Below are 15265 nucleotides of genomic sequence, written 5' to 3'. Positions count from 1 at the left end.
GATCGAGACTTAGCGCGGAATGCCATCGAAAAATAGGTGTTTCTTTTCAATTTTGCCGTGTGATATAAGGCCCGCCGTCGAGAAGAACTCAGAAACTGCGTGTTGAAGGTCTGCCCATGGTGGCTTGAAGGCGCGGCAAGAGAGTGAATCGGCGGGTCTGTACCGGCATGGAATGAAACGTCTCAGAGCGTTCGTCTGTTCCGGGTTGCGAATGCGGGCATTTGAAGGCCCACGAGCAGCAAAACTTGGAGGCTACACCCATGTTGGTAACTACCGAGCAGCAACGCGCGAAGCAGTGCGGCGGCCATGCTGTCAGCACTTCGCCATCACCCGTATCCTCGTTGCCGTGGAGCGCTGCGGTTCTGCGCACCGTGCGTGGCTCCTCGCTGGCGTTCGTTCTGGCCGGGATTCCCATTTTGGGTCTGACTCTCCTTGCGCCGATCGCTCACGGCCAGGCCAGCGCGAGTTCCGACGCTGCTGGAAGGGTCACAGACGTTACCGGTGCAGTGGTTCCCGGAGCTACAGTCCACATCATCAACAACGGCACCAAGGCCGAGCGTACGACGGAGACCAATGGCTCGGGCGAGTGGTCTGTGCCGAATATTCCGCCGGCGAACTACAGCATCCGTGTGGAGAAGGGCGGCTTCAAGACGTCGACGATCTCGTCGCTGGATGTGCAGATCGGCCAGACGGCGAATGGGTCGGTGACGCTGCAGGTTGGCGGATCGAGTGAGACTGTCGAGGTCAGCACGTTGCCTCCACAACTGCAGACGCAGGAAGCTACCGTCGGGCAGGTCATCGACCAGAAGCAGATCAACGATCTGCCGTTGAACGGCCGCAACGTGCTTCAACTTGCCACGCTTGCGCCGGGCGTATCGCCGGCCCAGACGGGACAGACGGGACAGCCTGCTCAGACGGGCACGGCGTCCAACTCGCGCAGCCTTTACATCACGGTGGATGGCGGTCGCGGTAACTCCACGAACTACGTGCTGGACGGTACGTACATCCGCTCGGTGCGCTTCAACAACATGTCATTGCTGCCCAACACCGACACACTGCAGGAGTTCAACCTGCTGCGTTCGACCTTTTCGACCGAATACGGCCAGGGGCAGGCTGTGGTTTCGATGGTGACCAAGTCCGGAACGAACAAGATTCACGGATCGGGCTACCTCTTCGCTCGCAACGGCGTCTTCGACGCCAGGAACTACTTTGCGCCACCCTCTACCGGTCCCAAGCCGGACTTCCATCGCTATCAGTTTGGTGGCACCTTTGGCGGTCCCATCATCAAGGAGAGGCTCTTCATCTTCGGTGGGTATGAAGGGCAGCGTTCGTCAAGGTCGACGGTGAACACGGCCCTGTTCCCAACGCAGAGTGAACTCAACGGAACATGGGACGCGGCGAGCAGCCAGGCGCTGCCTCCGACACCTTCCGGCCAGGCGTATCCCACGGCGATCGGTTACAGCAAATTAAATCCGGCAGGGCTGACCGTGACGAACTCCGTTGCGAGGGCCCTGAACCCGACCTATCCAGTCGTCGGCAGTGATGCTCTTACGATCAACGGCACCAGCAATTACTCCCTGATTCTGCCGTTTACGGATAACTATGACTCGTTCACGGTCCGCGGCGATGTGACCTTCACTTCGAAGCACAGCATGTTTGGCCGTTACGCAAACTACAACGCCAGCCAGATCACCCCGACGGTGACCGGAAGCTCCACTTCGAATCCTTTGATCGGCCGTAACGCCGTGCTGGGCGATACCTATCTCATCACTTCCAAGCTTGTGAACGAAGTCCGTATCGGGTGGAACGAGTTCTACAACATCACGCTGGGCGTGCTGCAGAACCCTGGACCGAATAACAACTGGGCCGCGGCGGAGGGTCTGCAAAACGTTACGGCTCTGGGTTCTCTGCGCCAGAACGGACGCGCTGCCTACACGATCCAAGGCTTCAATTCAGTCGGTGACGGATCGGGCGACCAGGGCGGTCATGAGAACGTGTTGAGCATCGGCGATACGCTTTCGGACGTACTTGGGAAGCACACGTTGAAGGTTGGTTTCCAGGGGCAGAACCGGCGCCTGTGGCAGATTGCAGATAATAACTCCCGCGGTTCTGCGACGTTCGATAACTGCACGCCCGCGACTTACGCAGCAGGTTATCGCCCCACGGGTCCCAACGATCCGAACAATGTGACCTCCGTAGGTAATTGCCCTGTTGGTGCGAAGACCTATGTGGCCAACGGCACGACATACTTCTACAACAAGTTTCAGAACTACGCGCGCGGCATGTGCACCTCGGGTTGCAACGGCAATGCGGGAACCACGCTTGGCCACTACCGCGATAACACCTACGGTGCGTTTATCTCGGACACGTGGAACATCGGTCACGGTCTGACAGCTAACCTCGGTCTGCGGTGGGAGTACAACCAGCCCTTCCACGAGCAGAACCAGCTTGAGGGGTCGCTCGATCCGAGCACCGGTCTGATTACGTTTACGAAGACACCGGCGGTCATTCCCGCGGCTTACCGCCCTTACATCGACTTCAGTCGCAACTACCAGCCCGGCATCATTCAGCCCTTCAAGAAGGGTTTCATGCCACGCGTCGGTCTCGCATATGAGGTGCATCCTGGAACCGTGGTCCGCGCGGGTTACGGCATCTACTTCGACAATCTGAATACGAACGAGCTGCAGTTCACGCGGTATGCCGCTCCGCTGTACTACCAGCAATCGTTCAACAACTACTTCGTGAACGGTGGCTCTTACTTCAATAACGGCGTTCCCTTCAATCAGCCGGCTCTTTATCCGGATCCGACGACGTCGACGATTTTGCCGGCGCCTTTCTCGATCTTCCCGTTCAACAAGCAGCCGCTGACGCAAGAGTGGAATGCGAGCCTGCAGCAGGACCTGGGACATGGCGTCATCATGGAGATGGCGTACACGGGTAGCAACACGCACCACATGTGGAAGCGCTACGACCAGAACATGTACATCCAGTACCCGTTCCAGATCCCGACCAACCTGACGCAGCGTCCCTTCCCGCAGTTCGGCCCCGGCATCCTGACCAGTTCCACGCTGGGCTCGGCGAACTTTCATGGCGGTTCTATCAAGATCGAACAGCGTACGAAGAAGGGTCTGTACTACCTGGGCAGTTACCAGTGGTCGAAGAACCTGGACAACATCTCGGGCGAGGCCGGTGCGAACGATTCGTCGTACGCGACCACCACGTCGTTCGATCACTCCTACTCCAACTTTGATACCCGCAATCGCGCGGTCATCTCGGGTGGATATGAGTTGCCGTTCGGCAAAGGCAAGGCGTTTCTGCAGGGCAAGGTCGGCACGGCGATCCTGGGTGGATGGAGTCTGCAGCCCGCTGTTCAACTGCGTTCCGGCTATCCGTTTAACATCGGTGGCTCGGGCTGCTCGTTTGCAAACTTCATCGGTTGCCGCGTCTACCTGGCACCCGGCCGCACGGTTGCGAGTTCTTACAAAGGATCGAACAAAGGCATCAGCAACTGGTTTGATCCGACGGCGTTCTCGCAGTCACCGACGGTCGCTACCTTTACCGGTACGCCTGGAGCCTATGTCTCGAATGCTCGCCCTATCCCGAACCTCCAGGGTTGGGTGACGCGCAACGTTGGCCGTGGACCTGGTACGGTGTCGTTCGACTTCTCGGGCATCAAGAACTTCCGGATCCACGAGCGATTCAACATGCAGTTCCGTGCCGAGGCGTACAACATCATCAACCACGGCATCTTCAACAACCCTGCGGGCGGTCTTGGAACGCCGACGTCCGTAGGCAGGATCACCGGCACCTCTGCCGACAACCGTAGCCTGCAGTTCGCGATCAAGGGAACGTTCTAGACGGGGACGACCCCGACAGGGTCAGCGATGGTTCCGGCGGCTTCTGAGGCCTGGCGAGTCACTCTTTTGGAGTGGTTCGCCAGGCCTTTTTTGTCCAACGTCCGACATGGCCCTGAGGGCTCCGGCGTACTGTTTTGCTCTACCAAATAACTCGAACCCCTATGGAATGTGTGTCTTCGGCCGTAGGGCTAGGGAACGGAACCGGTTGCTGGAAAGTTGAGGCGTCTCAGAATGGGGCAGGTATCACCGGGGGCACCGAGACTCTGTATTCAACAATTGTCGGGTTATGGCATAATCCTCCGTCGCTGAGATTCTGCATTGCAAGACCGCGAACGGATGAATCGTCTCAATGACGTTTTGGCCGCTCGCAGCAGGATCGCAAGTTGGCGCCTCGCCTGCCTGCACACGGACCGGAAACTACCGGGTTCGCCATGCAACACAGGCGGTGCAGGTAAGGCTTAGTTTTGAGGACCATTTTGGAGGCAACACCGAATGTTTAAGAAACAAACACTCTCACCCGGGAGTGCATGGCATGCAGCGGTAAGTACCGCGCGCCGTTCGTCCCTGGCGATCCTGATGGCTGCGGTGCCGGTACTGGCACTCAACGTCGCAACCCCGTCCGCTTACGGCCAGGCCAGCTCCAGCTCGGATGCTGCCGGCAAGGTCACCGACCCAACCGGAGCAACGGTTGCCGGAGCGACGGTCCACCTGATCAATAACGGCACCAAGGCCGAGCGTACGGCGACCACCAACGATTCGGGTGACTGGTCCATTCCCAACATTCCCCCGGCAAACTACAGCATTCGTGTGGAGAAGCCGGGCTTTAAGACCTCTGTGATTCCGGCGATCGACGTTGAGATCGGCAAGAGCGCCAACGGTTCGGTCACACTCTCAGTTGGTGGCACGGACGAGACGGTGGAAGTTTCCACGCTGCCTCCCCAGTTGCAGACGCAGGAAGCCACCGTTGGCCAGGTCATCGATCAGAAACAGATCAACGATCTGCCGCTGAACGGCCGTAACGTGCTTCAGCTTGCAACGCTGGCCCCGGGTGTCTCGCCTGCGCAGCAGAACCAGACCGGCAATCCTTGCGCGGCCTGCGGATCGCGCTCGCTGTACATCACGGTGGACGGCGGTCGCGCCAGTTCGACGAACTACGTTCTCGACGGCACGTATATCCGCTCGATGCGTTTCAACACGCTCTCGCTGGTTCCCAACACCGACACCCTGCAGGAGTTCAACCTGCTTCGTTCGACCTTCTCGACTGAGTATGGTCAGGGTCAGGCTGTTGTCTCGATGGTGACGAAGTCGGGTACGAACTCGATCCACGGATCGGGTTACTACTTCGCCCGCAACTCCATCTTTGACGCACGCGACTACTTCGCAACGTATGCGAGCAATCCGAACAAGCCCTATGCCGACCGTAAGCAGTACGGCGGTACCATTGGCTTCCCGATCATCAAGGACCGGCTCTTTATCTTTGGTGGCTTTGAAGGTCAGAAGCGTGTCCGCGACACCGTGCTGCTGGGTCTGTTCCCCACGAAGAACCAGCTGAACGGTGGCAACACGCCGACGGCAGCGCCGAACGTTGCGCTGACCAGTCGCGCGGCCATCGCGTTGAATCCCACGTATCCCACGGTTGCAAGCGATACGGGCAACTTCGCGGGCGGTAACAACTACACCCTGACCCTGCCGTTCACGGATAACTACAACCAGTACACGGTGCGTGGCGACTGGACGGTTACACCGAAGAGCACGATCTTCGGCCGTTACATCAACTACGATTCCACCCAGATCACGCCGCTCGTCAACGGCAGCAGCAACTCGAACCCGCTGCTGGGACGTAATGCTGTGCTGGGCAACACGTACGTCATTGGCAGCAAGATCGTGAATGAAGTTCGTGTGGGCTGGAACGAGTTCTACAACATCACGCTTGGCGTTCTGCAGAGCCAGGGACCGAATGGCAACTGGGCAACTGCTGAGGGTCTCAGCAACCTGACGGCTGCCAACAGCCCCCGCCAGAACGGCCGCGCTTCCTTCGGCATCCAAGGCTTCACGAACGTCGGTGACGGTGGTGGCGACCAGGGTGGTCATGAGAATGTGATCAGCGCCGGCGACTCCATCTCGGACGTTCTTGGCAAGCACACGCTCAAGGCTGGTTTCCAGTACCAGAACCGTCGCCTTTGGCAGATTGCGGATAACAACGCTCGCGGCTCCGCTACCTTCGACAACTGCTCATTGACCGTCTGCGCGGATGCGGAAAAGTACCGCATTGCTCCCCAAGGCAACACGCCTGGCGTTTTTTACACCAAGTTTGAAAACTATGCTCGTGGCTATTGCACCTCTGGTTGCAACGGCAACTCGGGTACCACGCTGGGTCACTATCGCGACAACACGTACGGCGCCTTCATCAATGATGTGTGGCAGGTGGGTCATGGCCTGACCATCAATGCCGGTATGCGTTGGGAGTACAACTCGCCCTTCGTCGAGCAGAACGGTCTGGAAGGTTCGCTTGATCCGACGACCGGTAAGGTCACGTTCAGCAAGCTGCCGGCCAACATTCCGCAGGCTTATCTGAATGCGGGCATCATCGACACCACCCGCACCTATCGTCCCGGTATTTTGCAGCCGCAGAAGAAGGGCTTCATGCCGCGCGTTGGTATTGCTTACAATCCCACGCCCAGCACGGTTATCCGCGCAGGCTACGGCATCTACCTTGAGAACCTGAACACGAACGAGCTGCAGTTCACGCGTTACGCGGCTCCGCTGTACTTCCAGCAGGCGTTCAGCAACCGGTTCACCAACAATCTGTTCCCGGATCCGCTGACCACCACACAGATTCCTTCGCCCTTCTCCATCCGTCCGGACAACGGTCGTCCGCTGACGCAGGAGTGGAACCTGAGCCTGCAGCAGGACCTGGGCCACGGCCTGCTGGTGGAGTTTGCTTACACCGGCTCCAACACGCACAAGCTCTGGAAGCGTTATGACCAGAACCAGTGCATCCAGTTCCCGTTCATCCTGCCTTCGTATGCGGCACAAAGCACCTGCGATGCGCAGGTCGTCAACGGCGCAACGATTTCGCCCAGCTACCGCCCCTACACCGCGTTCGGCCAGGGCATCCTGACCAGCACGACGTTTGGCGCTTCCAGCTTCAATGGTGGATCCGTCAAGGTTGAGAAGCGTGCCAAGAACGGCTTCTTCTTCCTGGGCAGCTACCAGTGGTCGAAGAACATCGACAACAGCTCGGGTGAGGCCGGTTCCAACGATTCGTCGTTCGCAACGAACACGGCGTTCGATCGCTCCTACTCGAACTTCGACGTTCGCAACCGTGCGGCTATCTCGGGTGGTTACGAGCTGCCGTTCGGCAAGGGCAAGGCGTTTGCGACCGGCAAGCTTGGTACGGCACTGCTGGGCGGCTGGACACTGCAGCCTGCTGTGCAGCTTCGTACGGGCTACCCGTTCAATGTGAACGCGTCTGGTTGCAACTTTGCCGGCAACATCTCCTGCCGTACCTTCATGGCACCGGGCCGCACCGTTGCAAGCTCCTACAAAAAGAATCCGTCGCCCTTTGACTGGTTCGACGCAACGGCTTACTCCGGTTCGCCGCTGGCAGCTACGGTTACCCGCAACGGCAGCAGCTACACCTCGACCACCCGTCAGTTCCCGACGGTTCAGGGTTGGGTGACGCGTAACACGGGTCGTGGTCCTGGTACGGCGCAGGTCGACTTCTCGGCGATCAAGAACATCCGCATCCACGAGCGCTTCAACACGCAGTTCCGCGCGGAAGCGTACAACATCATCAACCGGGGAATCTTCTCGAACCCCAACTCCAACATCAACACGCCTGCGACGCTGGGCAAGGTTAGCTCGACCGCTGCGGATAACCGCAGCATCCAGCTGGCTGTGAAGGTGTTGTTCTAAACGCTGTAAGACGCCAAACTGGTGTCGGAATGAAGAGGCAGGACTCACGCGCAGGCGTGGCTCCTGCCTCTTTTGTTTTGGGGCAGTCTAGCGGGCGTTTGGTAGTAGGCCGGTTTCTACGAGGACTGGCGGCCTGCGGAGTTTTGTCGTCTGTTCGTAGGCGTAGGCCCAGCCGAGGAGGTCGCCGTCGCGCCAGGGGCGGGCGCTGATCTCAAGGCCGAAGGGCAGGCCGCTGTCGTAGAAGCCTGCGGGTACGACGACGGCGGGGACGCCGATGCGGTTGACCCAGCCGGTATTGGAGTGGGGGCCGCTGCTGAGGGTGCCGTTCTGCGGCATGGTCTCGTCCGGTGGCGGCATCTGGGCGCTGGGGTAGATGAGGCCGTCGAGGTGCAGGCGGTCGAGCGCTGCGGTGTATTCGGCGAGTGCGGCGCGTTGCGGTGCGAAGTAGTTGGTCTCGGCGTTGGGATCGGCCTTGAGCGCGACCTGGGGTGTTGGTGGACGCTGGGGTGTGGTGGTGGGGGCGTTGGGGTTGGGTGCGCCGGTGAGTGTGGACGGCAGTGGCGAGCCGAGGGCCTTTTCGTAGGCAGCGGCGGAGCGGTACTCGGCGGGGCCGAAGGCTGCGAGCCAGCCGTTGGTGCCGTCGAGACGGTAGGCGGTGGTGGTGATCTTGCGGATGTTGAGCGCGAAGGTGTCGGGGAGCAAAGTGTCGTCGAGGATGACTTCGGCGCCGGCTGCGCGGAACTGATCGATGGCCTTCATGAGCATGGCTCGGGTCTCGGGCTGCATGCCGTTGGTGGGGCGTGCGGGCTGGCTGACGCCGAAGCCGGTGTTGCCGGAGAGGATGAAGGCGGGCACGCCGAAGCGCTTGCCTTTGAGTGCGTCCTTCTTCAGGTAGGGGAGAAAGGGGCCGAGCTGTGCGGTGTCTGCGCCGGTGGTGCGGCCTTCGCCTGTGGTGCGAAAGTCGAGGGGATCGGCGGGGGATTTTTCGCCGCTCATGACATCGAGTGCGATGGCTGCGTCCGTCACGTTGCGGGCGATGGGGCCGGTGTTGTCGAGCAGCCAGTCGAGTGGCGCGATGCCGGCGATGCTGGTTAGGCCTCGCGTGGGTAGAACGCCGACGACGGCGCTTGTGCCGGCGGGCATGCGGATGCTGTTTGCCGTGTCGGTGCCGGTGCCGAGGAGGGCGAAGTTGCCAGTGACTGCGGTGACGGTGCCGCCGCTGGATCCGCCGGGCGAGAAGCGCACGTCGTAGGCGTTGCCGGTGCGGCCGAAGGCGGTGGAGCGGTTGGTGTCGCTGGCGGCAAAGTCCGGCATGTTGGTGATACCGAGGATGACGGCGCCTGCTGCTCGCAGACGCGCTACGACGGTGGCGTCTTTGTCGGCGATGAACTGGTGGCCGGGGAGAGCGAAGCCCTGCCAGCCGTCGCTGTCGATCAGGCCTTTCACGGCGGTGTTGGCCTTGATGACGATGGGGACGCCCCATAGCGGCTTCGTTACGTCGGGCTTGCTGGCGTCGAGGGCTTTTGCTGTTGCGAGTGCGCCGGCTGTGTCGACGGTTTGGACTGCGCGGTAGATGGTGTTGTAGCGGGCGATGCGGCCCATGTACCAGCGGGTGACCTGCTCCACGGTGTACTTGTGTTTTGCGTAGAGCGCCTGCAGGTGCGGGATGTCGATCTCGAGGAGATCGGCGTCCATCTTTGCCTGTTGCGCGGCGGGCAGGACGGGCAGGTTTGCCGGGAATGCGATGGGGGGCGGCGACAGGGGCTGCGCGGCGGCGGGCGCCTGCGCTTGAAGCGACGGAACGACACTCAACGCTGCAAGCGCGAGCAGGGTTAGGCGCATGGAGGCTCCAGAGGTGAAGAGGATGCCTCCGTTGTAGCACGAGTGCGTTTGGCTGGTCTGGGAGCACCGGGGCTAAAGCCCCCTTTATGGGGACTTTTCAGGGGCCTGAAGGCCCCTGCTTTCTCCGGTTCGCGCTTTGCGCGATCGTCCCACTGATGACGGTGGAGCTGTCATGAATGGGGCACCCGGTTTGTTGCACGCTTTTGAATTAGGGCGGTCGCGCTTCGCGCGATAACCCACCCTTTCGCGATGGAACCGCGAAAGAATGGGGCACCCATTTTCTTTGGTCGCCCGTTTCCCTGGGACACCCGGTGCTTTGGATACCCGCAGCGCGATGGTCCCACTCATGACGGTGGAGCTGTCATGAATGGGGCGCCCGGTTTGTTGCCCGCTTTTGGCTGAGAGCGGTCGCGCTTCGCGCGATAACCCACCCTTTCGCGATGGAGCCGCGAAAGAATGGGGCACCCATTTTCATGGGGCGCCCGTTTCCCTTGGACACCCGGTCCTTTGGGCATCCGTGCTCTGAATACCCGGTGCTTTGGGCATCCGCTTTGTGACGTTTTAGGCGTGTTGCGATAGGGAGAGTACGTTGCCGTCTGGGTCGGTGAACCAGGCGATGCGGTCGCCGCCGGGTGCGGTCCAGATGCCGAGATCGTCGTGCTCGAGGAAGTCGAAGCGGCTGCAGTCAACGCCCTTTGCGGTGAGCGCTTTGACGTCGTCTTCGATGGAGGCCGTCTCCCATCCGAGGATGGTGAAGGGTGCGGGTGTGACGGAGGGCAGGCGGGCAAGGCGCACCATGTTGCCGGGGTCGCCGGGGCTGGGGCTGCTGCGGAAGACGAGGGCGAAGCCGTCGTCTGTCACGAAGTCCAGGCCGAGTACATCACGGTAGAAGACCGTTGCCCGATCCGCGTCCGTGATGGGAATGAAGCCGATCAGCTTGCCGAGTGCTGCCATCTCCGTCTCCTTCGAAGACTATTGAACGTTGCCGGTGATCTCGTCGGTGGGTCCGTCGAGTTCGGCTTCCATGCCGCCGCGCAGTTGTTCGAGGAAGTCTTCGGCGTCCACCTGGTCGTCCTGCTGGGCGTGCGCTTCTGCGATATGACGGGCCAAGTCGGCCAGCAGCAGGCCCCATGCTGCGGGTTCCTCCCACATGCCGAAGGCGAGTGCAACGTGCTGCTCGCCGTTGGCGATCCACACGCGCAGGATCTCCAGCGAGCGAGGGTCTCGGGAGGCGGCGGCGGGTATGGGTAGGGCATCTTTCTGCGACATGAGCGAAGGAACCTCCGTGACCAACACGATACCTCAGTGGCGTTTCAGGCGGCGGCAGTTTGCGCGATGGTCGCACACGCAGATTTGCGACGGCTTATTTCCACCGTTTGCAGGAGATTTCGGCAGGCCGGTCGAGGCGTAGTCTTAAGCCATGGCAACGTTTCTGCAGATCGTCGAGCGCGACGGACTTCCCGCTTCGGTACATACGGAGCGCGTCATTCTTGGCAGTATGCTGTCTGATCCTGTTGCGGTGGTTGACGCCACGGCGAAGCTGCAGGCGGACGACTTTTCGCTGGACTCGCATCGCCGCATCTACGGCGCGATGCTGGAGCTGTCTGAGCTGGGGCACGCGATCGACTTCATCACGGTGGCGGAGGTGCTGATCCGTCGTCGTGAGCTGGAGGCGGTGGGCGGCCGGCCGTACATCATGTCACTGGCGGAGGATCTGCCGCGGCACCTGGCCATTGAGAGTTACGTCCAGGTGGTGAAGGACAAGAGCATCATGCGGAAGCTGATGCAGGTGTGCGAGCTGGGCATGAACCGGGCCGCCGACCAGACCGAGATCTCGATGGACGTGCTGGGCGACGTCGAGAACCGCCTGATGGAGATCAGTGAGGGAGCCATCAAGCGTGGCTTCTCCGACGTTGGGCAGATCGTCTCAGAGAGCTTCGGTTCTATCGACCAACTGTATGAACAGGGCCGCGAGATCACCGGTCTGGAGACGCACTATACCGAGTTCGACCGCATGACGAGCGGCCTGCAGAAGGCCGATCTGATGATCATTGCGGCTCGTCCTTCGATGGGCAAGACGGCGTGGGCGATCAACATTGCGCAGAACTCCGCGGTGCGTGATGGCAAGGTGGTCGCGGTCTTCTCGCTGGAAATGTCGAAGGAGTCGCTGCTGCGACGCATGCTTGCGAGCGAGGCCCTGGTGAACTCGCGCAAGATCCAGACGGGCTTTTTGCCGAAGGAAGACAAGCAGAAGCTGATCAACGCGCTGGACCGGCTGATGAGTTCGAAGATGTTCATCGACGACACGCCGGGCATTACGCTGACAGAGATGCGCGCGAAGGTGCGCCGGTTAAAGCAGCAGGAGGGTTCGCTGGACCTGATCCTGATCGACTACCTGCAGCTCATGACGATCGCGTCGCAGGGACCGGGCGGCAAGCGGCCGGAGAATCGTAACCAGGAGGTCTCGCAGATCTCGCGAGGTCTTAAGGCGCTGGCGAAGGAGATGGCCGTGCCCGTGGTCGCACTGTCGCAGCTGTCGCGTGGATCGGAACAGAGGCAGGGCGACAAGAAGCCGCTGCTGAGCGATCTTCGCGAGTCGGGCTCGATCGAGCAGGATGCGGACGTGGTGTGTTTCATCCATCGCGAGGAGTACTACGACCGCGAGAACGAAGACATCAAGGGGCAGGCAGAGATCATCATCGCCAAGCAGCGTAACGGTCCGACAGGGTCGATCAAGCTGGCTTACCTGTCGGACTTTACGCGGTTTGAGAATCTTGCAGCGAGCGGCGTTACGGGCGGCGACTACTAGGGAGTCGCTCGCACCAGTTCCATTGCGCTTGCTGCCTTTACGGTGACGGCTGCGGTGCCGGCGGGCACGATGACGGATGTTCCTGCGGGCATCTGGACGCGCGCATCGGCGCTGACGACTTCGGCGTCGCCGTAGAGCGCCATCAGGCAGTAGGGTTCGGCGGGAACGTCGTTCAGGTCGATGGTGTCGCCTGCCTGCAGGTTGAAGCTGTCGACGGTGAAGTACTGCTCTTCGATGAGGCGTGTCCCGGGACAGCCGCCGACTTCAATTGGTTTAGGTGCGATCTTCCCGGCGCGGGTGTCGGTCTTGCTGACGGCGAGGCCTTTTTCCAGATGCAGCTCGCGTGGGCGGTCGTAGTCGTAAAGGCGGTAGGTCGTGTCGCTGGTCTGCTGGACTTCGAGGATGGTGACGCCGGGTCCGATGGCGTGGACGGTGCCTGCGTCGACGAAGACCATGTCGCCCTTTGTGACGGGCAGATGTTCGAGCAGGTCTTCTGCGGTGCCATCGGCGATGGCGGCGCGCAGATCGGCTACGGCTACGCCTGGCTTCAGGCCGCATGCCACGGTGGCGCCGGGTGTGGCTTCAAGTACGTACCAGCACTCCGTCTTGCCGCGGCCGATGTTCATGGCGGCTGCTTCTTCATCGTTCGGATGCACCTGCACGGAGAGCTTTGCGTCCGGGAAGAGGAGCTTTACCAGCAGGGGGAACTCGGCCTCGGCTGTGGATGTGCCCAGTAGTTCCGCCGTGTGTTGCGTTGCGATGTCGCCGAGCGTCATGCCCGCGTAGGGGCCGTCGTTTGCAACGCTGGCGGGGCCGGTGAGCCATGCTTCGCCGATGGGATCTGCTGCCGCATCGCCCTGCTGCGCGGTGGCGGGGTACCAGGGCGAAAGGTCTGGGCGACCCCAGGTGCGGCTCTCAAACTTCGGGTGCAGGCGGAAGGGGGGCAGAGTGCTCATGGACTCTATTGTGCTTCATTGAGGTTCCGTTTCTCATCTACGGCCTTGTCTGTGCAAAAGACTTTCTGTCTGAATGCATCGCTGCTAGCCTGTGGCGTATGCGACTTCTTCCAGCCCTTCTTCTCTGCTGCACGGCAGTGCCTGCCTTTGCGCAAGTTGCTCCCGTTGCCGACCGCGTGGCGCAGCAGAACACTTTGTTTGAGGAGTACTTTCAGGCAAACCTGAAGCGGAATCCGACCAGCGCTACTTCGCTTGGCGACTTTCGTTACAACGCGCTGCTGGCGGAGGTTTCGCTCGATGCGATCGCGAAGGAACATGCGGATAACGATGCGTATCTGGCGCGGCTGAAGGCAATTCCTACGACAGGGATGGAGGACACGGATCTCACCTCGCATCAGTTGCTGGTGCGCCGTCTGGAGCAGTCCGATGTGAGCTATAGCCTGAAGAACTACGAGATGCCGGTGAACCAGCAGAGCGGCATTCATACGAGCCTGGCTGACCTGGCGCTGTCGGTGCCGTTCGATACGGTGCCGCACTATGAGGACTACATCGCACGTCTGCATGCCATTCCGCGTGTGTTGACGCAGACGATGGGAGTGATGCGCCAGGGGCAAAAGGATGGCCTGATGCCTCCGAAGCTGATCACGGAGAAGCTTGCGGGGCAGTGCGATGGCATCATTGCGGCCGATCCGTTTCTACTGCCGCTCAAGAAATTCCCGGCGAGCTTCAGCGATGCGGACAAGGCGAAGCTGACGGAGGCGATGACGGCTGCGGTGAACACCGATGTGCTGCCGGCGTACAAGCAGTTCGCGTCGTTCCTGAGGACGGAGTATGCGCCGAAGGGCCGCACGGAACTCTCGATTGAGAGCCTGCCGGATGGTAAGCGGCGCTATGCCGAAGCGGTGAAGCAGATGACGACGCTGGAGGTGACGCCGGCGCAGGTGCACGCGATTGGCCTAAGCGAGGTTGCGCGCATTACGGCGGATATGACGGTGCTGGCAAAGAAGGCCGGTTACAAGGATCTGGCGAGCTGGCGCGCGGCCATTAATGCCGATCCGAAGTGGAAGCCGACGAGCGAGCAACAGATTGTGGATGACTTTGCAAAGTACATCCACCAGATGGAGCCGAAGCTGCCGCAGTTGTTCAACCTGCTGCCGAAGTCTCCCGTTACGGTGGAGGCGATTCCTGACTTTGCAGCGGCAGAGGCGACGCACTACAACGCAGGCTCGCCGGATGGAAAGCGTCCGGGTCGCGTTGTTGTTGCGGTTGCGAATCCGACGACGCGCACGCTGGTGCTGGATGAGGCCGTGGCGTATCACGAGGGTGTGCCGGGACATCACAACCAGATCAGCGTGGCGCAGACTTTGAAGGGCTTGCCGAAGTTCCGGCTGCGCGGTGGATACACGGCGTACACCGAAGGCTGGGCGCTGTATGCGGAGGAACTTGGGAAGGAAGTGGGCTTCTACCAGGACCCTATCTCCGACTACGGGCGGTTGAACTCGGAGCTGTTTCGCGCGGTGCGACTTGTGGTCGATACAGGCATTCACGATCTTGGCTGGTCACGCGATAAGGTCATCGCGTACATGCATGAGAACGATGTGAACGATGCCGTGGCACAGACGGAGACAGACCGTTACATCGCATGGCCGGGGCAGGCGCTTGCGTACAAGATGGGGCAGCTTGAGATTCGTAAGTTGCGCGATAAGGCGAAGGCGAAGCTTGGTGCGAAGTATGACATCAAGGCCTTCCACGATGAAGTGCTCGATGGCGGTGCACTGCCGCTGGATGTGCTGGATGCGCGTGTGTCGAAGTGGATCGATGCGCAGGCTGCTGTGAAGTAAGTCGCGGCTCGAATGCTGATTGCGGCAGACACGAAAACGCCC

General features: G+C 60.7%; 8 protein-coding genes. 4 read left to right on the top strand and 4 right to left on the bottom strand.

Annotated features, from left to right (window positions below; translation table 11 throughout):
- The first annotated feature begins 260 nt into the window (after positions 1-260).
- Both TERRO_RS21220 and TERRO_RS21215 read left to right on the top strand, forming a co-directional pair.
- Positions 261-3857 carry a TonB-dependent receptor gene (locus TERRO_RS21220; protein WP_014787770.1) on the top strand — a complete coding sequence of 1199 codons (3597 nt, stop codon included), beginning with the start codon at positions 261-263 and terminating at the stop codon, positions 3855-3857.
- A 492-nt stretch (positions 3858-4349) separates the two neighbouring features.
- Positions 4350-7775 (top strand): TonB-dependent receptor, encoded by a 3426-nt coding sequence (locus TERRO_RS21215; protein WP_014787769.1) that lies wholly within the window; start codon positions 4350-4352, stop codon positions 7773-7775.
- 87 nt (positions 7776-7862) lie between these two features.
- Here the strand turns inward: TERRO_RS21215 and TERRO_RS21210 are convergent, their stop codons facing one another.
- The 3 genes from TERRO_RS21210 to TERRO_RS21200 form a co-directional block, all read right to left on the bottom strand.
- A complete protein-coding gene (locus TERRO_RS21210) occupies positions 7863-9617 on the bottom strand; it encodes an amidase (protein WP_014787768.1) in 1755 nt (584 codons plus the stop codon).
- A 561-nt stretch (positions 9618-10178) separates the two neighbouring features.
- Complete coding sequence (locus TERRO_RS21205; protein WP_014787767.1) at positions 10179-10571, bottom strand: VOC family protein; 393 nt, start codon at positions 10569-10571, stop codon at positions 10179-10181.
- 18 nt (positions 10572-10589) lie between these two features.
- Positions 10590-10886 carry a DUF5076 domain-containing protein gene (locus tag TERRO_RS21200; protein WP_014787766.1) on the bottom strand — a complete coding sequence of 99 codons (297 nt, stop codon included), beginning with the start codon at positions 10884-10886 and terminating at the stop codon, positions 10590-10592.
- A gap of 151 nt (positions 10887-11037) precedes the next feature.
- Here TERRO_RS21200 and dnaB point away from each other — a divergent pair, with 151 nt between their 5' ends.
- Complete coding sequence (gene dnaB, locus TERRO_RS21195) at positions 11038-12426, top strand: replicative DNA helicase (RefSeq protein WP_014787765.1); 1389 nt, start codon at positions 11038-11040, stop codon at positions 12424-12426.
- On the opposite strand, the gene TERRO_RS21190 is transcribed toward dnaB, so the two are convergent.
- The gene (locus tag TERRO_RS21190; RefSeq protein ID WP_014787764.1) at positions 12423-13382 is read right to left on the bottom strand and encodes a type I phosphomannose isomerase catalytic subunit; all 960 of its coding nucleotides are present in this window, start codon (positions 13380-13382) and stop codon (positions 12423-12425) included. The two genes, dnaB and TERRO_RS21190, sit on opposite strands and share 4 nt — an antisense overlap.
- A gap of 98 nt (positions 13383-13480) precedes the next feature.
- On the opposite strand from TERRO_RS21190, the gene TERRO_RS21185 reads away from it, so the two are divergent.
- A complete protein-coding gene (locus TERRO_RS21185; protein ID WP_041593640.1) occupies positions 13481-15223 on the top strand; it encodes a DUF885 domain-containing protein in 1743 nt (580 codons plus the stop codon).
- Positions 15224-15265 lie beyond the last annotated feature (42 nt).

Origin of the sequence: Terriglobus roseus DSM 18391 (assembly GCF_000265425.1) — a bacterium.
GTDB lineage: Bacteria > Acidobacteriota > Terriglobia > Terriglobales > Acidobacteriaceae > Terriglobus > Terriglobus roseus.
Note: the sequence above shows the minus strand (reverse complement) of the source record. Positions and strands in the feature narration are given on the sequence as shown.